A 20,576-nucleotide genomic window follows, 5' to 3' on the forward strand; every position below is an offset into this window, starting at 1 on the left:
GTTTCAGTGGCGGGCACCGCGGGCTCGGCGAGCGACTCGGTGGCCACCGCAGCGACGGCGGGCGCCGCGGGGTGAGCATCGGGGTGATCGTCGCGCTCGTCGCCGTCGTCGTCGTGGTGGGCGGCGTGATCCTGTGGACTTTCTTCGGTGACGCGTTGTCGCACCGCTCACCCCGCGGCGCCCGCCGTCGCTGCGGTGGCCACCGAGTCGCTCGCCGAGCCCGCGGTGCCCGCCACTGAAACGGGACGGCGGCTCCGGGCTCGCCGGGCCCGCGGCGAATTCGGGATACCCCTCGGAGTCGTCGGCCGCGAACGTGCCCTCGGCGGGGTACGGGTCCTCGTCCGAATAGAGGTCGCCGCCGGCGGGGAAGCCCTCGTCCGGGTAGCGCCCGTATTCGGCCCACGGCTCGGCGACCTCCGGCTGTTCGGCGTCGCGGTGGTGGCCCGTGTCGGCGGCGGGGTATGCGTCGTCGTCGAGGTTTTCGTCGCCGGTTGACTGGTCGACGGAGTCCTCGGGGTCGGGCATGCTGTGCCTACCCATACCGGTGCCCGCCGCCTTTCCGTCGACCCGTCGCGTGACTTGTGAACTCGGCGCAAATTCTAGTCATCGGACCGCATTACCTACCGCATGTCGGGCCGTTTTCACGCACCGGCGGCGCGGGCTTTGAACTCGCGCCGGCGCCGATGCAGGATCGGCTCCGTGTAGCCGTTGGGCTGCTGCGTGCCGGACAGGATCAGCTCCTGAGCCGCCAGGAAGGCGATGCTGTCGTCGAAGTTGGGCGCCATCGGCCGATAAACCGGGTCGCCCTCGTTCTGCCGGTCCACCAACGGTGCCATGCGCTCGAGGCTGGCGCGGACGTCCTCGCTGGTGATCACGCCGTGGCGCAGCCAGTTGGCCAGCAGCTGACTGGAGATCCGCAGGGTGGCGCGGTCCTCCATGAGCGCGGTGTTGTGGATGTCGGGGACCTTCGAGCAGCCGACGCCCTGCTCCACCCAACGCACCACGTAGCCGAGGATGGACTGGCAGTTGTTGTCCAGCTCCTCGCGGATTTCCTCTGGCGCCCAAGCCAATTCCTTGGCCAGCGGAATGGTCAACAGCTCGTCGATGGTGGTGCGCTTCTGGCCCGCGAGCTCCTCCTGCACGGCGCCCACATCCACGTAGTGGTAGTGCATCGCGTGCAGGGTGGCCGCCGTCGGCGACGGCACCCACGCGGTGGTGGCGCCGGCCTTGGGCTGGCCGATCTTCTGCTCGACCATGTCGGCCATCAGCTCGGTCATCGCCCACATGCCCTTGCCGATCTGGGCCTTGCCCTTGAACCCGGCGGCAAGCCCGATGTCGACGTTGGCGTCCTCGTAGGCCTTGATCCAGGTGCTGTTCTTCATCGCACCCTTGCGGATCATCGGGCCGGCCTCCATGGAGGTGTGGATTTCGTCGCCGGTGCGGTCGAGGAAGCCGGTGTTGATGAACACCACCCGGTCGGCGGCGGCCTTGATGCACGCCTTGAGGTTGACCGTGGTGCGGCGTTCCTCGTCCATGATGCCGACCTTGAGGGTGCCCTGGGGCAGGCCCAGGACGTCTTCGACGCGGCTGAACAGTTCGCAGGTGAACGCGACCTCGGCGGGGCCGTGCATCTTGGGCTTGACGATGTAGATGGAACCGGTGCGGCTGTTCGTCAGCGGGCCGTTGGCGTCACCGGTCTTCAGCCCGTGGATCGCGGTCAGGCCGGTGAACAAGCCGTCCATGATGCCCTCGAACACCTCGTTACCGTCCGCGTCGACGATCGCGTCGTTCGTCATCAGGTGGCCCACGTTGCGGACGAACAGCAGGCTGCGTCCGGGCAGGGTCAGCTCAGGCCCCTCAGGGCCGGGAATAGGCCGAGTGTAGGTGCGGTCGGCGTTCAGCGCGCGGGTGAAGGTCTCGCCGCCCTTGCTGACCTCCTCGACCAGGTCACCCCTGTTCAGCCCCAGCCAGTTGCGGTAGCCCAGCACCTTGTCGTCGGCGTCGACGGCGGTCACCGAGTCCTCGAAGTCCATGATCGTGGTGACCGCCGATTCCAGGATCACGTCCTTGATGCCGGCCCGGTCGGTCTGGCCGACGGGCGACTCGGGGTCGATCAGGATCTCGATGTGCAGGCCGTGGTTGACCAGCAGCACCGACCAGCTGGGGGAGCCGAGCTCCCCGCTGTAGCCGGCGAACTTCTCCGGGCTGGCCAGGCCGGTCGACTCGTCCCCGAGGGCGACCTGCAGCTGCCCGTCGCCGATGCTCACGCCGGTCGCGTCCGCCCACGAGCCCGACGCCAGCGGCACCGCCTCGTCGAGGAACTTGCGCGCGTACGCGATCACCTTGTCCCCGCGCACCCGGTTGTAGCTGGTGCCCTTCTCCGCCCCGTCGCTTTCCGGGATGACGTCGGTGCCGTAAAGGGCGTCGTACAGCGACCCCCAGCGGGCGTTCGCCGCGTTCAGGGCAAACCGCGCGTTGAGCACGGGCACCACCAGCTGCGGGCCGGCGGTCGTCGTGATCTCGTCGTCGACGCCCGAGGTGGTGATGGTGAAGTCCTCGGGTTCGGGCTGCAGGTAGCCGATTTCGGCGAGGAACTCGCGGTAGGCCTCGGCGTCGATCGGCTCGATCACGCGGTGCCGGTGCCACTTGTCGATCTGGGCCTGCAGCTCGTCGCGGCGGTTCAGCAAATCCTGGTTCTGCGGGGTCAGGTCGGCCACGACTTTGTCGACGCCGGCCCAGAAGCTGTCCGGGTCGATGTCGGTGCCGGGCAGGGCCTCGTTGTTCACGAAGTCGTAGAGCACTCGGGCGACGCGCAGGTTCCCCACCGACACGCGATCAGTCATTTTTCTCCTCCATCGTGGGCCACGTAACACCTCACTGGCCCTCAACACGCATTGCCTTCAGCGTACCGACCGGCGGCCCGACAGACGTTATCCGCCCGACCTTCAACAGCAGGTCAGGCGCGCGCTAAGAGCTCCAACGGCGGCGCCGCGGCGAACCGCGAGGATCGCTATCCGGCCCGGCAGCCTTGGAGATCATACGGGCTGCGGCGCCGTCCGCGGGCAGCGGCACTAAGCGTCGCGCATCGTGCCGACCAGGTCCTCGACCAGATCTTCCATCGCCACCATCGCGACCACCGCGCCGCCGTCGTCGGTCACCAACGCCAGGTGGCTGTTGCTGCGGCGCATTCGCGACAGGGCGTCGGCCAGCGGCAGCGACGTCGGGACCTGTGGCAGCGGTCGGACCCAGGCCCGGTCGATCACCGTGTCCGGGTCGTCGTCGAGCGTCAGCACGTCCTTGATGTGCAGGTAACCGATGAACTTCCCGTCGGCGTCGGCGACGGGAAACCGCGAATATCCGCTCTGGGCCAGGGCCTCTTCGACCGCGCCCACGGTCGGCCCCGAGCCGGCCGCGGCCACCGGCACCGCCCGGATCTCGGCGAGCGGGCGCGCCACGTCGCCGACCCGCCGGTAACGCAGCTGCAGCGCCCGGGTCAGCCTGCCGTGCTCCTCGGCGTCCAGCAGCCCCTCGGACACCGATTCGGTGATCATCACCCGCAGCTCCCGGGTGGAGACCGACACGTCGAGCTGCGACTTCGGCTCGACGCGCAGCGCGCGCAGCACCACGTTCGCGCATTTGTCGTAGAACGCGATCAACGGCCGCGCCGCGCGCACGTAGGCCAGGTAGGGCGGCACCAGCAGCATCGCCGCCCGCTCCGGGCCGGCCAGCGCGATGTTCTTCGGCACCATCTCACCGAGCAGCACGTGCAGCGTCACGACGATGGCCAGCGCGATCGCCAGCGAAAGCGTATGCAGCAGCGCCGGGTGCCAACCGGTGAGGCCGAACGCCGAGCGCAGCAGGTCCGCGACGGCGGCCTCACCGATGCGGCCGAGCAACAGCGAGGCGACCGTCACGCCCAGCTGGACCCCGGCCAGCATGGACGAAAGCTGCTCGCCGGCGCGGATCACCACGACGGCCCTCGCCTTGCCCTGCTCCGCCAGCGCCTCGAGGCGGTCGCGGCGCGCCGAAATCAGCGAGAACTCCGCCCCGACGAAAAACGCGTTGACGCCGATCAGCAGGATCGCCAGCAGGACTCCCAGTGCGTCGCTCACGACGGGCCCCGCCCGGCGTGCGTTTCGGCCCGACTGCCCAGCTCCTGCAGCTCGAGCACGTCGATGCGGCGACCGTCCATCCGGACCACCGTCGCCTGCCAGCGCATCGAGGTGTCCAGCAGGCCGTCGGAGTCCAGCGCGGTCAGCTCCACCGTCTCGCCGGCCACGGGGATGTGGCCGATTTCGCGCAGCACCAGGCCGCCGATGGTTTCGTAGGGCCCCTCGGGGGCCCGGAACCCGGTGGCGGTCGCGACCTCGTCGATGCGCAGCAGCCCGTTCACCCGCCAGCCGGCGCCGGCCGCCACCACGTCCGGGGTCGCGTCGTCGTGTTCGTCGTCGACGTCGCCGACGATCTCCTCGATCAGGTCCTCGACGGTCACCATGCCGGCCGTGCCGCCGTACTCGTCGACGACCATCGCGGTCTGCAGGGGATTGGCGCGGATCTCGGCCATCACCGCGTCGCCGTCCAGCGTCGAGGGCACCACCGGAACGTGCTGCGCGAGCGTCGTCAGCAGGGTGGTCGCCCGCGCGGCCGCCGGCACCGCGAACACCTGCTTGACGTGCACGATGCCGACGGTCTCGTCGAGATCGCCGTCGACGATGGGGAAGCGCGAGAAGCCGGACTCGGCGGCGGCGGCGATCAGGTCGGCGACCGTCTCGTCGGTTTCCAGCGCGACGATCTTCGACCGCGGCGTCATCAGTTCCTCGGCGGTCAGCTCGCCGAACTGCAGCGATCGCCGCACCAGGGCGGCGGTGGCGGCGTCCATGGTGCCGCTGCGCGCCGAGTTGCGCACCAGCGACGCCAGCTCCTGCGGCGAGCGGGCCGAGCGCAGCTCCTCGGCCGGCTCGATGCCCAGCTCGCGCACGATCCAGTTGGCCGCGCCGTTCGTCAGCCGGATGGCCGGGGTGAACAGCAGCGAGAACAGCAGCTGGACCCCCGCGACGGCGCGCGCGGTCGACAGCGGGCGCGCCACGGCGAGATATTTCGGAACCAGCTCGCCGAACACCATCGACACCGACGTCACGATCACCAGCGCCAGGAACGCGAGGATCGCATCGGCCACCCGGTTGGGTATGCCGATCGCGCTCAGCGCCGGGTGCGGCAGGTCGGCGACCAACGGCTCGGTCAGGTAACCGGTCGCCAGCGTGGCGATCGAGATGCCCAGTTGGGCTCCCGACAGCTGAAACGACAGCCGCTGCTGGGCGCGCTGGATGAAGCGGTCGCGCCGGCCGCCGTGGCGGGCGTTGGAATCCACGACGCTGCGGTCCAGGGCGGTCAGCGAGAATTCGGCGGCGACGAAGACCCCGTTGGCGAAGATCAGCAGCGCGATTGCCAGGACGCTGATCAGCGTGACGGCGACGTTCATGACGGAGGCTCCGGGGACGCTGCCGGTCGCCGCTCCGTCTCGAAGCCTACGAGCTCGACGCGTGCCTGCGGCACGTCATCCCTTCCCTCGATGCGGGACAGCGCTTTGCTGCCAGCCGAAAAATCACGTGAATTCACATGGTAGCCAGACGTCCAGCGGGCAGAACGCGCTCACCAACCCAGCGGCAGCGGATGGCCCTCGGCGAACCCCGCGGCCGACTGCACCCCGACGACGGCCCGCTCGTGTAGCTCGGCCAGGGTCGAGGCGCCGACGTAGGTGCAGGTGCTGCGCACCCCGGAGGTGATGTGGTCGATCAGGTCCTCGACGCCACCGCGGTCGGGGTCCAGCCCCATCCGCGCCGTCGAGATGCCCTCCTCGAACAGCGCCTTGCGGGCGCGGTCGAACGCGGTCTCGGCGCCGCTGCGGGCGACGACGGCCCGCTTGGACGCCATGCCGTAGCTCTCCTTGTAGGGCTGGTCGTCGCGGTCGCGCATCAGGTCGCCGGGCGACTCGTAGGTGCCGGCGAACCACGACCCGATCATCACGTTCGACGCGCCCGCGGCCAGCGCCAGCGCCACGTCCCGCGGATGCCGGATGCCCCCGTCGGCCCACACGTGCCCGCCGAGTTTCCTTGCGGCGGAGGCGCATTCGAGCACGGCGGAGAATTGCGGGCGCCCGACGCCGGTCATCATCCGGGTGGTGCACATGGCGCCGGGCCCGACGCCGACCTTGACGATGGTCGCCCCGGCGCCCAGCAGGTCGCGGGTGCCCTCCGCCGACACCACGTTGCCCGCCGCCAGCGGCAGGTCCAGGTCCAGCGACGCGACCGCCTTGATCGCGTCCAGCGTCCTGACCTGATGCCCGTGCGCGGTGTCGATGACGAGTACGTCCACGCCGACCTCGGCCAGGGACCGGGCCCGGGCCCCCACGTCGCCACTGATGCCGACGGCCGCGCCGACGCGCAGCCGCCCGCGCGCGTCGGTGGCCGGGGTGTACAGCCCGGCGCGGACCGCCCCGGTGCGGGTGAGCACGCCCGCCAGCGTGCCGTCCGCGCCGGTCACCACCGCGACGCCGATCGGGGCGTGCTCGAGCAGGTCGAAGATCTTGCGTGGCTCGGCGCCCACCGGGGCCGTCACGAAATCGGTGACGGCCACGTCGCGCACCCGGGTGAAGCGGTCGACGCCCAGGCACGAGGCCTCGGTGACCAGACCGATCGGGCGGCCCTCGAAAACGACGACGGCGACGCCGTGCGCGCGCTTGTGGATCAGCGCGACCGCGTCGGACACCGAGTCGTCGGGCTCGAGCACCACCGGGGTGTCGAGGACCATGTCGCGGCTCTTGACGAAGTCGACCGTCTGCTGGACCGCCGGGATCGGCAGATCCTGGGGCAGGATCACCAGGCCGCCCCGCCGCGCCACCGTCTCGGCCATGCGGCGCCCGGCCACCGCGGTCATGTTGGCGACGACGACGGGAATGGTGGTGCCGGAGCCGTCGGTGGTGGACAGGTCGACGTCGAAGCGCGACGCGACATCGGAGCGGTTCGGCACGATGAAGACGTCGTTGTACGTCAGGTCGTACCCGGGTCGGTGCCCGTCCAGAAACCTCATGTGTTCGGCTTGCCCCCTTTGGCCCCTTCTACACGCGGACCCGCTAGGCGGGCACTTCGCTGCGGTCCCCGCTCCACAGCGTGTGGAAGCGCTTGTCCGGGTCGTCGTCGGTGCGGCCATAGGTGTGCGCGCCGAAGAAGTCGCGCAGCCCCTGGGTGAGCGCCGCGGGCAGCCGCTCGGTGCGCAGCGCGTCGTAATAGGACAGCGCCGAGGAGAAGCCCGGGATCGGGATGCCCAGCTCGGTGGCGGTCACCACGACGCGGCGCCAGCCGTCGATCGCGGCCTCGATCGCGGCGCGGAAGTACGGCGCGACGATCAGCGTCGGCAGGTCGGCGTCCTCGTCGAACGCGTCCTTGATGCGGTTGAGGAACTTGGCCCGGATGATGCAGCCGCCCCGCCAGATTGTGGCCAGGTCGCCCGGCGTGATGCCCCAGTCGTATTCGGCGCTGCCGGCCTGAATCTGGTTGAACCCCTGGGCATACGCGATGATCTTCGACGCGTACAGGGCCTGCCGGACGTCTTCGACGAATTGCGTTGCGTCGGTTGGCTTTTCGCCGAGCCGACCGGAGGCCAGCCCGGTGGTGGCCTTGCGCTGGGTGACCGAGCCCGACAGCGCGCGGGCGAACACCGCCTCGGCGATGCCGGTAACGGGCACGCCGAGGTCCAGCGCCGACTTCACCGTCCAGCGCCCGGTCCCCTTCTGCTCGGCCTCGTCGAGGATGACGTCGACGAGCGGCTTGCCGGTCTTCGCATCCGTCTGGCGCAGCACCTTGGCGGTGATCTCCACCAGGAAGCTGTCCAGGTCGCCCTTGTTCCACTCGTCGAAGACGTCGGCGATCTCCTCGGCGGTCTTGCCCAGGCCGTCGCGCAGCAGCTGGTAGGCCTCGCCGATCAGCTGCATGTCGGAGTATTCGATGCCGTTGTGCACCATCTTGACGAAGTGGCCGGCGCCGTCGGGGCCGATGTGGGTGCAGCACGGGACGCCGTCGACGTGCGCGGAGATCTCCTCGAGCAGCGGGCCAAGCGACTTGTACGACTCGGCCGGGCCGCCCGGCATGATCGACGGCCCGTTGAGGGCCCCCTCCTCGCCGCCGGAGATGCCGGCGCCCACGAAGTGCAGGCCGCGCTCGCGCATCGCCTTCTCCCGGCGGATTGTGTCGGTGTAGAGGGCGTTGCCGCCGTCGATGATGATGTCGCCTTGCTCCATGGCGTCGGCGAGTTCGTTGATGACGGCGTCGGTCGGGTCGCCGGCCTTGACCATGATCAGCACCCGCCGGGGCTTCTCCAGCGCGTCGAGGAATTCCGCGATGGTCTCCGAGCGCACGAACTTGCCCTCGTCGCCGTGCTCTTTGAGCAGCGCATCGGTCTTGGCGACGGACCGGTTGTGCAGCGCCACCGTGTAGCCGTGGTGGGCGAAGTTGCGGGCGATGTTGGAACCCATGACGGCGAGGCCGGTGACGCCGATCTGCGCGGTACCGGTCTTCGAGTCCTTGGAATTCGGGGCACTCATGTGTTCGCCTCTCAGGTTGCGGAACTTTTCCGACGAGCTGTCGGATCACACTGTGGCACAGCCGACTCCGAGTGGCATTCCAGGGTGATGGCCCGCTCCGACGCTAGACGTTGAAGAGCCGCCGCAGCTCGATGAGCCACGGCACGACCAGGGCCACGGTGGGCACCACGAATACGGCGGCCGCGGCCAGGTACGCGGCGGCCGCCAGCATCAGGCTGTTGCCCCGGCCGGAGAGCCGGCGCACCCGCACCACCGTGCTGGTACCACCCATTGCCAGCGCGCCCGACGGCGCCCGCCCGGAGGCGCAGGCGACCAGCGCCCGGGCCAGGGGAGTGCGCCCGGTGGCGCGCACCGCGGCGTCGTCGGCCAGGAGCTCGACGAGCAGCTGCACCGCGCGCAGCGCGTTGGCGCTGCGGACGATCCGCGGGAAGGCGGCGTGCGCCGCGGTGAAGGCCTCGAGAACCAAATCGTGGCGGGCGCGCAGGTGGGCGCGCTCGTGGGTGAGGATGGCGGAGACCTCGGCGTCGCCGAGCGTGTTCAGCGTTCCCTCGCTGACCACCACCCGGCTGCGCACGCCCGGCAGGCAGTAGGCGAGCGGTTGCGCGACGTCCAGGACGCGCAGGTCGCGCGTGTTGGCGCAGGTCTGGGCCAGGGCCGCGTCGTGGCCGACGCCGACCAGGTCGACGACCATGCGGTGGTGGGCCCGCCGCCGCCGGTTGGCGATGGCCACCCGCGCGACCGCGACCATCAACCGGACGCCGACCGATACGGTCAGCGCGAAGACGGCGATGTACGCGGTCCACAGCGGCCAGCCGAGTCGATCCGCGGCGCCCATGACGCTGGCGGTCGGCCGCCCGTCGGGGCCGGGGACCAGGACCCGGCTGGCGATCGCGATACCGGCGCTGAACGCCGAGAGGACCGCGGCCAGGGCGACTGCCTGCCACAACACCATCGCGGCACGCGGGGCGCGCAGGGGCCACTTCGCTCGTGCCAATAAAGCCGGCGCCGGGCCGACTAAAAGCACCGCGAGGATGGAGAAGGCCAGCGCGGACACGCTGCCAGTCTCCCTCAGTCCTCCGCTGGCGCGCCAGCCGACGGGGCCTTGTCGCGCGGATTGGCTTCGAGTTCGGCCAGCGCGCGCCGCAGCGCCTCCGCCTCGTCGGCGCCGACGCGCTCGACGAAGTGCACCAGGGCGGCCTGCCTGCCCCCGGAGTCCTCGGCTTGCGCCAGCGCGTCGACCATCAGCCCGGCGACGAGCTCGTCGCGCCCGTGCACCGGCGCGTACCGATGGGCGCGGTCGTCGCGGAGCTGGGAGACCAGGTTCTTCTTGGCCAGCCGTTGCAGCACGGTCATGATCGTCGTGTAGGCGAGGTCGCGTCGCGCCGACAACGCTTCGTGGACTTGGCGGACGGTCTGGGGCTCCGCCGTGGACCACAGATGATCCATCACGGCGCGTTCCAGATCCCCTAGCCGGGTCAGCTTGGCCATAGTGCGTTCATCTCCTGAGAGCGTCGAAACCAGCGTACTCCGCTTACTACCGGCCGTCGTATCTATCCGGGCGCAATGCGGCTCGGGCACACCCAAACCATACCTTGCGAAATTAGGGCAGCCTTGCCTATGCTGATGGCGGTCGAGCGACACGACCGTGGAGAGTCCTGAGGGCTGCAGTGACCCCCGGTCTACTCGATCGGCGAGCCCCGCGCCTGGCGCGGGGCTCGCCTGTTTCCGCCGATCGTGTAGACACATGAGCGTGCCGACACCGCCCGACGCGACCCTCCCGCCGAACTTCACCGCACCGTTCGACACGGAGCTGGGGCTGCGGTTCACCGACCTCAGTCCCGACGGCGCCCGCGCGCAGCTCGAGGTCACGCCGAAACTGCTGCAGCCGATGGGCCTGGTCCATGGCGGCGTCTACTGCTCGATCATCGAGAGCATGGCCAGCGTGTCGGCCTACACCTGGCTCAACGCGAAGGGCGACGGCGGCAACGTGGTGGGCGTCAACAACAACACGGACTTCCTGCGCTCGATCGGCTCCGGGACCGTGTACGGCAGCGCCGAACCCATTCACCGCGGCCGGCGCCAGCAGCTGTGGCTGGTCACCATCACCGACGACAACGATCGGGTGGTGGCCCGCGGTCAGGTGCGGCTGCAAAACCTCGAGGCTTAGCCGGCAGTGGACGCGCGGCCAGGGCTTCGAGTTTGCAGTGGCGGTTTTCAATGTGTGTGTAGGGCGGGGTTTCGGCGTTTTTCCCGCCCAGAGCACACTCGCAACGCCGACGATTCACACCCAACGTTCGAATAATCCGCCTAGCTAAGACAGGCCCAATTCGATACGAAAGCTGCTGTGCTGCAAAAGGAATCCCCCGCTCCGAGCCGACCGGCACCCCTCGATCCGATCGGCCGGGGGGTTAGCTCGCCCGTCTGGCCGCAGGGCGCTTCGCCTCGGCCGCCGCTACCGCAAGCTGTTCGAGGCGGGTTCGGGCGAACGCCTGCTGCTCGGTGATGGTGAGCTGGCCGCGGCGGGTGCTCAGGAAGGTGACCGTCCACGACAGCAGCGTGCTGACCTTCGTCTTGAACCCGACCAGATACACCAGGTGCAGCACCAGCCACATCAGCCAGGCGATGAAGCCGCTGAACTCCAGTGGACCGATCTTGGCCACCGCGGAGAACCGCGACACGGTGGCCATGGAGCCCTTGTCGAAGTACTGGAACGGCTCGCGTTCGGCCGGATCGGCCCCGTTGAGTTCCGCCTTGAGCGTGCCGGCGACGTACTTGGCGCCCTGGATGGCTCCCTGAGCCACCCCCGGCACGCCCTCGACCGCGGCCATGTCGCCGATGACGAACACGTTCGGGTGTCCGGGGATGGACAGGTCGGGCAGCACCTTGACCCGTCCGGCCCGGTCGACCTCGACCGCCGACTGCTCGGCGAGGTCCATGCCCAGCCCGCTGGCCTGCACCCCGGCGGACCACACCTTGCACGCGGATTCGATGCGCCGGGTGGAGCCGTCGGAGTCCTTGACCGTGATGCCGTTGCGGTCGACGTCGGTGACCATCGCGCCCAGCTGGATTTCCACGCCCATCTTCTCCAGCCGCGCGGCCGCCCGCTCGCCGAGCTTCTCGCCGAACGGCGGCAGCACCGCGGGGGCGGCGTCGAGCAGGATCACCCGCGCCCGGGTGGAATCGATGTGGCGGAAGGACCCCTTGAGGGTGTGCGCGGCGAGTTCGGCGATCTGCCCGGCCATTTCGACGCCGGTGGGGCCGGCGCCGATGACGGTGAACGTCAACAGCTTGGCCCGCCGTTCCGGGTCGCGGGACCGTTCGGCTTGCTCGAAGGCGCTCAGGATCCGGCCCCGCACCTCCAGGGCGTCGTCGATCGATTTCATGCCGGGCGCGAACTCGGCGAACTGGTCGTTGCCGAAATAGGACTGGCCGGCCCCCGCCGCGACAATCAGTGTGTCGTAAGGGGTTTCGTACGTGTGGCCGAGCAGGTCCGATACGACGAACCGCCCCTCCAGGTCGATGTGTGTGACGTCGCCGAGCAGCACCTGGACGTTGCGCTGCCTGCGCAGGACGACCCGGGTGGGCGGGGCGATGTCGCCTTCGGACACGATGCCGGTGGCCACCTGGTACAGCAGCGGCTGGAACAGGTGGTGGGTGGTGCGCGCGATCAGTTTGATGTCAACGTCGGCGTGCTTGAGCTTCTTTGCCGCGTTGAGTCCCCCGAATCCCGATCCGATGATGACCACCTGGTGACGACGGTCGGGTGCAGCAGTGGTTTCTGCTTGCGTGCTCATGTTCGGGCAGGCTCCTGATCGGGGTCGCTGGACGCGCGATTCCAGTTAGCTACCACGCTAGTGAAGGCGGTACCCCGAAACCCAGATCGTAAGCATGTGTAATGAACCACATCACGCATCGGGCCTGGTCGAGCGAACGTGATGCTCGTCATGCCCCGGGGCGCAATGCGGTTTGCGTTACAGCCCCACGACCGGGCGAAGGGCTTCGCCGGCCGCGGTGATGACGCCCGGTGTGTAGAACGGCATGTTGATGATCACCCCGGAGATCCCGGCGTCGATGACCTTGGTCTTGATTTGCTCGGCAACCGACTCCGCGCTGCCGACGACCATCCGCTGGGCCATCTCGGCGGGGATCTGGTCGGCGTCGAAGTTCTCGTCGACGACCGCCGTGGTCAGGGTGCTGGTCTCCAGGGTGGCCGGGTCGCGGCCGATCTCTTCGCATCGCTCCCGCACGACCTTCAGCTTGGCGGGCAGCTCGTCGAACCCGGCGATGACGTTGAGGTGGTCGAAGTGGCGCGCGGCCAGCGGGATCGTCTTCTTCTCCCCGCTGCCGCCGATCATCAACGGAATGTGGTCGCGGAAGCGGGGATTGGCCATGGCCTCCTTGGCCTGATACCACTTGCCGGAGAAGGTCGGCCGTTCGCCCTTGATCATCGGCAGGATGATCTGCAGCGCCTCCTCGAGCCGGTTGAACCTGTCGGTGAAGGTGCCGAATTCGAAGCCCAGCTGATCGTGCTCGAGTTCGAACCAGCCGGTGCCGATGCCCAGGATGGCCCGGCCCTGGCTCACCACGTCCAGCGTGGTGATGATCTTGGCGAGCAGCGTCGGATTGCGATACGTGTTGCCGGTCACCAGGGTGCCAAGCTGCACCCGTTCGGTCGCGGTGGCCAACGCGGCCAGCGCGGTGTAGGCCTCCAGCATCGGCTGATCGGGATCGCCCAACATGGGCAATTGGTAGAAGTGGTCCATGACGAAGACCGAGTCGAATCCGGCCGCCTCGGCCTCTTGAGCCTGGGCGACAACGGTGGGGAAGAGCTTGTCCACCCCGGTGCCGTAGGAAAAGTTGGGAATTTGCAAACCAAGTCGGATAGCCACGTTGTTCACCGTAGCCACCGGCCCGGTATCAGAACCAGGGTGTGAAACGGATGCGATTCAGCCTCAGGCGAAACGGGCCAGCGCGCCGTGGCTGACATGCAGCGTCTGGCCGGTGATGTGGCGGGCCGCCGGGGTGGTGAGGAACAGCGCCAGGCGGGCGACCTCCGCGGCGACCGTCGGCGGCGTGCGCGACAGCCCGTCGTAACCGGCCTGCGCGCTGCGCCCGCTGGCCACGGTGTTGACGGTGATCCCGCGGGTGCCGAAAGCCTCCGCCTGCCCGGCGGTCCAATTCGACAGCGTCGCCTTGATCGCGGCGTCGATGCTTCCCGCGGGCGGGTTCTCGGGCACCACGCTGATGATCGAGCCACCCGAGCGAAGGTTGTCGCCGACGGCCTGCACGGTCAGCGCCACGGACAGCACCGTGGCATCGAGGGAGTCGCGCCAGGCTTTGGCGGTGTCGGCCATCGAGTAGGTGCGGGGGTCGCCCGGGTCCCAGGCCGGCGCCGGCACGTTGACGATGGTGTCGAGGTGATGGGGGAACAGTCCGCGCGCCTCGGCGAGGCTCGCCGGGTCGGTGGTGTCGCAGACGATGGCGTCCACGTCGAGTTCCTTGGCGGCGATCTCGAGATCGCTGCGCCGTGCGCCCACGAGGGTCACCTTGTGACCGTCGTCGCGGAAACCCTCGGCCACAGTGCGCCCCAGCTCCGTGTCGCCCCCGGTGACCAGAACTTCCACTGCCATGACCTCCTCGTGTTCAACGTTGAACCCAGCAGCTGCCTGGATCTCAGCGCGTTTATGGCATAAATCTAAGAAGATGTTACTGGACGGTAGCTAGTCCGCGAAACTCCGGGCCCCGCGACGCGCGGATTATTTGCATAACTATTCGGCCGTCACTTTTTTGCGGCGGTCAGCAGCCGGGCGGACCGCATCGTCGGCGGACTAGGGTGCACTCATGCGGCGGACCGGGATCGTGAGCGGTTTGGTTTCGACCCTGCTGGTGCCGGGGCTGGCGGTGGGCCTGCTCGCGTGCGGCTCGAAAACGCCGTCGTCGTCGCCCGGTCAGCCCGCCCAGCCGTCCGGAAAGGTCGTGGTTTTCGCCGCGGCCTCGCTGAAGCCGGCGTTCGGTCAGATCAGCGAGCGGTTCAAGGCCCAAAACCCCGGAAGCACAGTCGATTTCGAGTTCGCGGGTTCATCCGAGCTCGCCACCCAGTTGACTCAGGGCGCGACGGCCGACGTCTTCGCGTCGGCGGACACCGCGCAGATGGACACGGTCGCCCGGGCGGGCCTGCTAGCCGGCAACCCGACGAACTTCGCCTCGAACACACTGGTCATCGTCACGGCACCGGGCAACCCGAAGAAGGTCGGGTCCTTCGCCGACCTCGCCAAGCCGGGGCTGAGCGTGGTGATCTGCCAGAGGCCGGTGCCGTGCGGATCGGCGACCCAGCGCATCGAGAACGGCACCGGCGTGCGACTCAGCCCGGTCAGCGAGGAACTCAACGTGACCGACGTCCTCAACAAGGTCACCACCGGGCAGGCCGACGCGGGGCTGGTGTACGTCACCGACGCTCACAGCGCCGGGAACAAGGTGGCGACGGTGAACTTCCCGGAGGCCGCCGGCGCGGTCAACGTCTATCCGATCGCGGTGTTGAGGAACGCCACGCAGGCCACGCTGGCCCAAAAGTTCGTGGCGATGGTGACCGGTGACCCCGGTCAGAACATCCTGGCCCAGTCGGGCTTCGCCAAGCCCTGACCCGTGCACCGACCTATGGATCTGCCGCGGTGGGTGTACGTCCCCGCCGCGGCGGGGACCGCGTTCGTGGTCGTGCCCCTGATAGCGATCGCGGTCAAGGTTGACTGGCCGAACTTCTGGTCGCTGATCACCAGCCCCTCGTCGCGGACGGCGCTGCTGCTGAGCCTCAAGACCGCCGCCGCCAGCACCGCCCTGTGCGTGCTGCTGGGCGTCCCGATGGCGCTGGTGCTCGCCCGCAGCACGGCGCGCGGGGTCCGGTTGCTTAGGCCACTGATCCTGCTGCCGTTGGTGCTGCCGCCGGTGGTGGGCGGCATCGCGTTGCTCTATGCGTTCGGTCGGCTCGGATTGATCGGGCGATACCTCGAGGCCGGCGGGGTCAGCATCGCCTTCAGTACGACCGCGGTGGTGCTGGCGCAGACGTTCGTCTCGCTGCCGTTTCTCGTCATTTCCCTCGAGGGCGCCGCGCGCACCGCGGGAGCCGACTACGAGGTGGTGGCGGCGACGCTGGGGGCGCGGCCGAGCACGATCTGGTGGCGGGTGACCCTGCCGCTGCTGCTGCCCGGACTGACGTCGGGGGCGGTGCTGGCGTTCGCCCGCTCGCTGGGCGAGTTCGGCGCGACGCTGACGTTCGCCGGCTCCCGCCAGGGTGTCACCCGAACGCTGCCGCTGGAGATCTACCTGCAGCGGGTGAGCGACGCGGACGCGGCGGTGGCGCTGTCGATCCTGCTGGTGGCGGTGGCGGCGGTGGTGGTGCTCGGACTGGGCGCGCGCCGGCTCACCGGGGTGTCCGCATGAGCGAGTTGCGGATCCGCGCGGTCGTCGCCGACCGCGGCCTGGATGTGGAGTTCTCGGTGTCGGCGGGCGAGGTACTCGCCGTCCTCGGACCCAACGGCGCCGGCAAGTCGACCGCCCTGCACGTCATCGCGGGGCTGCTCCGACCCGACGAGGGCGTCGTGCGGCTGGGCGACCGGGTGTTGACCGACACCGCGGCCGGCGTGCACCTGGCGACACACGACCGCCGGGTGGGGTTGCTGCTGCAGGACCCGTTGCTGTTTCCGCACCTGAGCGTCGCCGCGAACGTGGCGTTCGGACCGCACAGCCGCCGGGGAGCGTTCCGCTTCGCTCGCGCCGACAGGAAGGCGACGGCGCTGCGCTGGCTGCGCGAGGTGGACGCCGAGCGCCTCGCCGACCGGAAGCCGCGAGAGCTCTCCGGCGGTCAAGCCCAGCGGGTCGCGATCGCCCGCGCCCTGGCGGCCGAACCCGACGTTTTGCTGCTCGACGAGCCGCTGGCCGGGCTCGACGTCGCCGCGGCCGCGGGCGTCCGCGCGGCGCTGCGCGACGTCGTCACCCGCACCGGCTGCGCGGTCATCCTGATCACCCACGACCTGCTCGACGTGTTCACGCTGGCCGATCGAGTGTTGGTGCTCGAGTCGGGCAGGATCGCCGAAATCGGACCGGTGGCAGACGTTCTCACGGCGCCACGCAGTCACTTCGGCGCCCGCATCGCGGGCATCAACCTGGTCAACGGCACCGTCGGAACCGACGGCTCGCTGCACGACCGCGCCGGCGCCCGCTGGTATGCGAACCCGGCCCAGGAGCTGGACGCCCAGCTGGTCAACGCGGTCGCCGTGTTCCCGCCCACGGCCGTGTCCGTCTACCGGGAGCGGCCGCGCGGCAGCCCCCGCAACACCGTCGAGGTGACGGTCGCGGAGCTGGACGCCCACGGGTCCGCCGTCCTGGTGCGGGGCCGGGAACAGTCCGACGGCGCCCCGGGGCTGGCCGCTGAAATCACCGCGGACGCCGCCGCCGAGCTGCGGCTGACGCCGGGGGAGCGCGTGTGGTTCTCCGTCAAGGCCCACGAGGTGACGCTGTACCCGGCGCCGCACTGACTGACCTGCGCCGACGCGAGCAAGGTTGCACATCGACAACATCGCAAGAACCGCCGCACGGCACCCTTGCGTCACAGCCGTAACGCGGTAGGTTCGTCGCCATGGATCAGGTGGACCCGAACTCGACACGTCGGAAAGGGCTGTGGGCGACGCTGGCGATCGCCGCGGTGACCAGTGCCAGCGCCGTCGCCATCGCCTTACCTGCGACCTCCAGCGCCGACCCCGAGGTTCCGACGCCGGTCCCGCCAAGCACGACAACGGCCGCACCGGCGCCCGGGTCGCCGACGCCCACGACCCCCCCGCCGCCGGGCGCGCCGGGATCGCCGCAGCCCCAGCCGGGCGACCCCAACGCGGCGCCGCCCCCGCCGGTCGATCCGAACGCGCCGCCGCCGCCTCCCGTCGACCCCAACGCGGGCCGGATCGGCAACGCCGTCGGCGGCTTCAGCTTCGTCCTCCCCGCCGGCTGGGTGGAGTCCGATGCGACCCACCTCGATTACGGTTCGGAGTTGCTCAGCAAGACCACCGGCCAGCCGCCGGCGCCGGGGCAGGCGCCGCCGGTCGCCAACGACACCCGCATCGTGATGGGCCGGCTGGACCAAAAGCTTTACGCCAGTGCCGAAGCCAGCGACGCCAAGGCCGCCGTCCGGCTGGGCTCGGACATGGGTGAGTTCTTCATGCCCTATCCCGGCACCCGGATCAACCAGGGCGCCACCCCGCTGACGGGCGCGAACGGCATCACCGGAAGCGCGTCGTACTACGAGGTGAAGTTCAGCGACCCGTCCAAGCCGAACGGTCAGATCTGGACCGGCGTGGTCAGCGGGCCCTCGGCGGGCAACGGGCCACCGCAGCGCTGGTTCGTGGTGTGGCTCGGGACCTCGAACGACGCGGTGGACCAGGGCGGCGCGAAGGCGCTGGCCGAGTCGATCCAGCCCTGGACACCGCCGGCGGCCCCCGCCCCGGCGCCGGGCGCCCCCGGGGCCGCTCCCGGCGCACCCGGCGCTCCGGCGCCCGCCCCCGGCGCACCGGCACCCGCGCCCGCGCCGGGTCAAGCGCCCGCCGGCGACGTCGCTCCCGCCGCGGCGCCGACGCCGCAGCGGGCCTGACCGTCCTTCCCGGCTCGCGCCGGTGCGCCCAATCGCGATCAATTGGGCATATGTTTTATAAGCGGAAATCGGGTACTCCCACAGCACGGCCCAGCGGTTCCGCTGGGCTTTGCCAGCGATTGCAAGGAGACCCGCATGGACGTCATCGCAGCAACCGAAGTTCTCGCCCGGTCATCCACGCTGACCAGCGTCGGTTGGATCGGCTACATCATCATCGGCGGCCTGGCCGGCGCACTCGCCAGCAGGATCATCAGGGGCAGCGGGGCCGGCATCCTGATGGACATCGTGATCGGCATCGTCGGCGCGTTGATCGGCGGCTTCATCCTGAGCTTCTTCGTCAACACCGCCGGCGGCGGGATCATCTTCACCTTCTTCACCGCGCTGCTCGGCGCGCTCATCCTGCTGTGGGTCGTCGGTATGGTGCGCCACCGCGCCTGATCGCGGCTAACCCATTGCGGCCGTGACGAATAGCGGCAGGATGTAGTGATGGCCTCGGCGGTGACGACCACGACGATGCGCGCGTGGCGAGTGCGCCGCCCCGGCCCCATGGAGACCGGCCCACTCGAGCAGGTCACCGCCGAGGTGCCAAGACCGGAACCGTCGGAGTTGCTGGTCGCGGTGCGCGCGTGCGGCGTGTGCCGCACCGACCTGCACGTCACCGAGGGCGACCTCCCGGTGCACCGCGAGGCGGTGACGCCCGGGCACGAGGTGGTGGGGGAGGTCGTCGAAGTCGGCGCCGGCGCGGGTGACGGATTCGAACCCGGGGACCGGGTCGGCATCGCCTGGCTGCGCCACACCTGCGGCGTGTGCAAATACTGCCACGGCGGCAACGAGAACCTGTGCCCGCAATCCCGCTACACCGGCTGGGACGCCGACGGCGGATACGCCGAATTCGCCACCGTTCCAGCCGCTTTCGCGCACCACCTGCCGAGCGGTTACAGCGACAGCGAGCTGGCGCCGTTGCTGTGCGCCGGCATCATCGGATACCGATCCCTGCTGCGCGCCGAGCTGCCGCCGGGCGGACGGCTGGGCCTCTACGGATTCGGCGGCAGCGCCCACATCACCGCGCAGGTCGCGTTGGCGCAGGGCGCCGAGGTGCACGTGATGACCCGCGGGGCCGAGGCGCGCGAGCTGGCGCTGGGACTCGGCGCCGCGTCGGCCCAGGGCGCGGCCGATCCGCCGCCGGTGCCGCTGGACGCCGCGATCCTGTTCGCGCCCGTCGGCGAGCTGGTGCTGCCCGCGGTGGAGGCGCTGGACCGCGGCGGCACCCTGGCGATCGCGGGAATCCACCTGTCCGACATCCCGGCCCTGAACTACCAGCGTCACCTGTTCCAGGAGCGCCAGGTCCGATCGGTCACGTCGAACACCCGGGCCGATGCGCGGGCCTTTCTCGACTTCGCCGGCAAGCACCACATCGAGGTGACCGCGCCGGAATATCCGCTTGACCAGGCCGACGAGGCCCTCACCGATCTGAGCGCCGGCCGGATCGCGGGCGCCGCGGTGCTGCTCGTCTGAGCGGGCCTCAGGTCGACAGGTGCCAGACCAGCGCCGCGGCCAGGGCGCCGAGCCCGTTCAGCGACCAGTGCAGCGCGATCGGCGCGATCAGGCTGCCGCTTCGCCGGCGCAGCCAGCTGAAGACGAAGCCGGCCGCCCCGGTCGCCAGCACCGCCAGCGTCACCCCGGCCACCATCCCAGCGAACCCGCCGCCCAACAGCCGGGTGAAGCCGACGTTGTTGCTGGTGAGCCCCAGCGAGGTGGCGACGTGCCACAGGCCGAACAGCAGCGACCCGCCCAGCGCCACCCCCCGAAAACCCCAGGCGCGGTTCAGCGCGCCGTGCAGCACGCCGCGAAACGCCAGCTCCTCCGGGATCACGGTCTGCAGCGGGATGATCACCATCGAGGCGATCAGCGCGCCGGAGATCGTGGCGTAATGGTTGTTCAGGAACATCGGCCGGGTCGCCGGCAACACGATCCCGATCGCGATCACCGACGCCACGACCGCCACGGCGCCCAGCGCGTACGCCAGCCCGGGCCTCCAGTGTTCGCGGCCAAGCCCGAGATCCGTCCAGCCCAGCCCGCGGTAGCGCATCAACGCGACGAGCCCGACGGCGGCGGCCGGGACGGTCGCGATGCTCGCCCACGGCGTGGTGAAGTGCGCGATGAGGTTGGTGAGCACTAGCACGGCGACCACCACGACGATGTCGAGATGGATGCGGAACCGGTGTAGCGCCGACGGCTGTGCGGCAGCGGTGGCGTCGGGCATCCGGCAAGTTTACCCGCGGCCCGGCGCCCACATCCGTTCCGCGCGAGCGTGCGCGTTTGTACAGGGACACGCCGACAAGGCCGTCA

The 20,576-nt window shown here is 69.9% G+C and carries 19 protein-coding genes and 1 pseudogene; 9 read left to right on the forward strand and 11 right to left on the reverse strand.

Annotated elements, in window-relative coordinates; genetic code table 11:
* Positions 1-200 (forward strand): annotated as a pseudogene (locus A5655_RS27045) (hypothetical protein); the annotation flags it as partial.
* 25 nt (positions 201-225) lie between these two features.
* Complete coding sequence (locus tag A5655_RS08455) at positions 226-495, forward strand: hypothetical protein (protein WP_156764775.1); 270 nt, start codon at positions 226-228, stop codon at positions 493-495.
* Between the two features lie 146 nt (positions 496-641).
* On the opposite strand, the gene A5655_RS08460 is transcribed toward A5655_RS08455, so the two are convergent.
* The 7 genes from A5655_RS08460 to A5655_RS08490 form a co-directional block, all read right to left on the reverse strand.
* Positions 642-2,843: a malate synthase G gene (locus A5655_RS08460; RefSeq protein ID WP_067008146.1), complete on the reverse strand. Its 2,202-nt coding sequence runs from the start codon at positions 2,841-2,843 to the stop codon at positions 642-644.
* A gap of 228 nt (positions 2,844-3,071) precedes the next feature.
* A complete protein-coding gene (locus A5655_RS08465) occupies positions 3,072-4,112 on the reverse strand; it encodes a hemolysin family protein (RefSeq protein ID WP_067008148.1) in 1,041 nt (346 codons plus the stop codon).
* Entirely contained in the window at positions 4,109-5,479 is a 1,371-nt protein-coding gene (locus tag A5655_RS08470; protein WP_067008151.1) for a hemolysin family protein, read from the reverse strand. The genes A5655_RS08465 and A5655_RS08470 overlap by 4 nt, the downstream gene beginning before the upstream one ends.
* 170 nt (positions 5,480-5,649) lie before the next feature.
* A complete protein-coding gene (locus tag A5655_RS08475; RefSeq protein WP_067008154.1) occupies positions 5,650-7,086 on the reverse strand; it encodes a GuaB1 family IMP dehydrogenase-related protein in 1,437 nt (478 codons plus the stop codon).
* A 43-nt stretch (positions 7,087-7,129) separates the two neighbouring features.
* On the reverse strand, positions 7,130-8,596 hold the full coding sequence (gene gndA, locus A5655_RS08480) for an NADP-dependent phosphogluconate dehydrogenase (RefSeq protein ID WP_067008157.1): 1,467 nt from the start codon (positions 8,594-8,596) through the stop codon (positions 7,130-7,132).
* Between the two features lie 103 nt (positions 8,597-8,699).
* Entirely contained in the window at positions 8,700-9,650 is a 951-nt protein-coding gene (locus A5655_RS08485; RefSeq protein WP_067008161.1) for a M56 family metallopeptidase, read from the reverse strand.
* A gap of 14 nt (positions 9,651-9,664) precedes the next feature.
* On the reverse strand, positions 9,665-10,084 hold the full coding sequence (locus A5655_RS08490) for a BlaI/MecI/CopY family transcriptional regulator (protein WP_067008164.1): 420 nt from the start codon (positions 10,082-10,084) through the stop codon (positions 9,665-9,667).
* 256 nt (positions 10,085-10,340) lie between these two features.
* Here A5655_RS08490 and A5655_RS08495 point away from each other — a divergent pair, with 256 nt between their 5' ends.
* A complete protein-coding gene (locus A5655_RS08495) occupies positions 10,341-10,763 on the forward strand; it encodes a PaaI family thioesterase (protein WP_067008167.1) in 423 nt (140 codons plus the stop codon).
* 241 nt (positions 10,764-11,004) lie between these two features.
* Here the strand turns inward: A5655_RS08495 and A5655_RS08500 are convergent, their stop codons facing one another.
* The 3 genes from A5655_RS08500 to A5655_RS08510 form a co-directional block, all read right to left on the reverse strand.
* The gene (locus A5655_RS08500; protein ID WP_067008171.1) at positions 11,005-12,390 is read right to left on the reverse strand and encodes an NAD(P)/FAD-dependent oxidoreductase; all 1,386 of its coding nucleotides are present in this window, start codon (positions 12,388-12,390) and stop codon (positions 11,005-11,007) included.
* A 177-nt stretch (positions 12,391-12,567) separates the two neighbouring features.
* Positions 12,568-13,485 (reverse strand): LLM class F420-dependent oxidoreductase, encoded by a 918-nt coding sequence (locus A5655_RS08505; RefSeq protein ID WP_067008317.1) that lies wholly within the window; start codon positions 13,483-13,485, stop codon positions 12,568-12,570.
* A 63-nt stretch (positions 13,486-13,548) separates the two neighbouring features.
* Positions 13,549-14,226, reverse strand: a complete 678-nt coding sequence (locus tag A5655_RS08510) for an SDR family oxidoreductase (RefSeq protein WP_067008174.1) — start codon at positions 14,224-14,226, stop codon at positions 13,549-13,551.
* Positions 14,227-14,437: 211 nt separating this feature from the next.
* On the opposite strand from A5655_RS08510, the gene modA reads away from it, so the two are divergent.
* The 6 genes from modA to A5655_RS08540 all read left to right on the forward strand — a co-directional run bounded on the left by modA (position 14,438) and on the right by A5655_RS08540 (position 19,742).
* Positions 14,438-15,235, forward strand: coding sequence for a molybdate ABC transporter substrate-binding protein (gene modA / locus A5655_RS08515; protein ID WP_067008181.1), 798 nt, complete (start codon positions 14,438-14,440; stop codon positions 15,233-15,235).
* A gap of 3 nt (positions 15,236-15,238) precedes the next feature.
* Complete coding sequence (locus tag A5655_RS08520; protein ID WP_067008184.1) at positions 15,239-16,030, forward strand: ABC transporter permease; 792 nt, start codon at positions 15,239-15,241, stop codon at positions 16,028-16,030.
* Positions 16,027-17,124 carry a sulfate/molybdate ABC transporter ATP-binding protein gene (locus A5655_RS08525; RefSeq protein WP_067008187.1) on the forward strand — a complete coding sequence of 366 codons (1,098 nt, stop codon included), beginning with the start codon at positions 16,027-16,029 and terminating at the stop codon, positions 17,122-17,124. The genes A5655_RS08520 and A5655_RS08525 overlap by 4 nt, the downstream gene beginning before the upstream one ends.
* 101 nt (positions 17,125-17,225) lie before the next feature.
* On the forward strand, positions 17,226-18,227 hold the full coding sequence (locus A5655_RS08530) for an alanine and proline-rich secreted protein Apa (RefSeq protein WP_067008190.1): 1,002 nt from the start codon (positions 17,226-17,228) through the stop codon (positions 18,225-18,227).
* 135 nt (positions 18,228-18,362) lie between these two features.
* On the forward strand, positions 18,363-18,665 hold the full coding sequence (locus tag A5655_RS08535) for a GlsB/YeaQ/YmgE family stress response membrane protein (protein ID WP_067008192.1): 303 nt from the start codon (positions 18,363-18,365) through the stop codon (positions 18,663-18,665).
* 48 nt (positions 18,666-18,713) lie between these two features.
* On the forward strand, positions 18,714-19,742 hold the full coding sequence (locus A5655_RS08540; RefSeq protein ID WP_067008194.1) for a zinc-binding alcohol dehydrogenase family protein: 1,029 nt from the start codon (positions 18,714-18,716) through the stop codon (positions 19,740-19,742).
* A gap of 7 nt (positions 19,743-19,749) precedes the next feature.
* Here the strand turns inward: A5655_RS08540 and A5655_RS08545 are convergent, their stop codons facing one another.
* Positions 19,750-20,490 (reverse strand): CPBP family intramembrane glutamic endopeptidase, encoded by a 741-nt coding sequence (locus tag A5655_RS08545; RefSeq protein ID WP_067008197.1) that lies wholly within the window; start codon positions 20,488-20,490, stop codon positions 19,750-19,752.
* Between the last annotated feature and the right edge of the window lie 86 nt (positions 20,491-20,576).

It is taken from the genome of Mycobacterium sp. 1081908.1 (assembly GCF_001673535.1).
Lineage (GTDB): Bacteria > Actinomycetota > Actinomycetes > Mycobacteriales > Mycobacteriaceae > Mycobacterium.

What these genes read in the sequence shown, in the direction of transcription:
- A5655_RS08460 (WP_067008146.1), bottom strand. Translation starts at nt 2,843, where the DNA reads ATGACTGATCGCGTGTCGGTGGGGAACCTGCGCGTCGCCCGAGTGCTC.
- A5655_RS08470 (WP_067008151.1), bottom strand. Translation starts at nt 5,479, where the DNA reads ATGAACGTCGCCGTCACGCTGATCAGCGTCCTGGCAATCGCGCTGCTG.
- A5655_RS08475 (WP_067008154.1), bottom strand. Translation starts at nt 7,086, where the DNA reads ATGAGGTTTCTGGACGGGCACCGACCCGGGTACGACCTGACGTACAAC.
- gndA (WP_067008157.1), bottom strand. Translation starts at nt 8,596, where the DNA reads ATGAGTGCCCCGAATTCCAAGGACTCGAAGACCGGTACCGCGCAGATC.
- A5655_RS08490 (WP_067008164.1), bottom strand. Translation starts at nt 10,084, where the DNA reads ATGGCCAAGCTGACCCGGCTAGGGGATCTGGAACGCGCCGTGATGGAT.
- A5655_RS08495 (WP_067008167.1), top strand. Translation starts at nt 10,341, where the DNA reads ATGAGCGTGCCGACACCGCCCGACGCGACCCTCCCGCCGAACTTCACC.
- A5655_RS08500 (WP_067008171.1), bottom strand. Translation starts at nt 12,390, where the DNA reads ATGAGCACGCAAGCAGAAACCACTGCTGCACCCGACCGTCGTCACCAG.
- A5655_RS08510 (WP_067008174.1), bottom strand. Translation starts at nt 14,226, where the DNA reads ATGGCAGTGGAAGTTCTGGTCACCGGGGGCGACACGGAGCTGGGGCGC.
- modA (WP_067008181.1), top strand. Translation starts at nt 14,438, where the DNA reads ATGCGGCGGACCGGGATCGTGAGCGGTTTGGTTTCGACCCTGCTGGTG.
- A5655_RS08525 (WP_067008187.1), top strand. Translation starts at nt 16,027, where the DNA reads ATGAGCGAGTTGCGGATCCGCGCGGTCGTCGCCGACCGCGGCCTGGAT.
- A5655_RS08530 (WP_067008190.1), top strand. Translation starts at nt 17,226, where the DNA reads ATGGATCAGGTGGACCCGAACTCGACACGTCGGAAAGGGCTGTGGGCG.
- A5655_RS08535 (WP_067008192.1), top strand. Translation starts at nt 18,363, where the DNA reads ATGGACGTCATCGCAGCAACCGAAGTTCTCGCCCGGTCATCCACGCTG.
- A5655_RS08540 (WP_067008194.1), top strand. Translation starts at nt 18,714, where the DNA reads ATGGCCTCGGCGGTGACGACCACGACGATGCGCGCGTGGCGAGTGCGC.
- A5655_RS08545 (WP_067008197.1), bottom strand. Translation starts at nt 20,490, where the DNA reads ATGCCCGACGCCACCGCTGCCGCACAGCCGTCGGCGCTACACCGGTTC.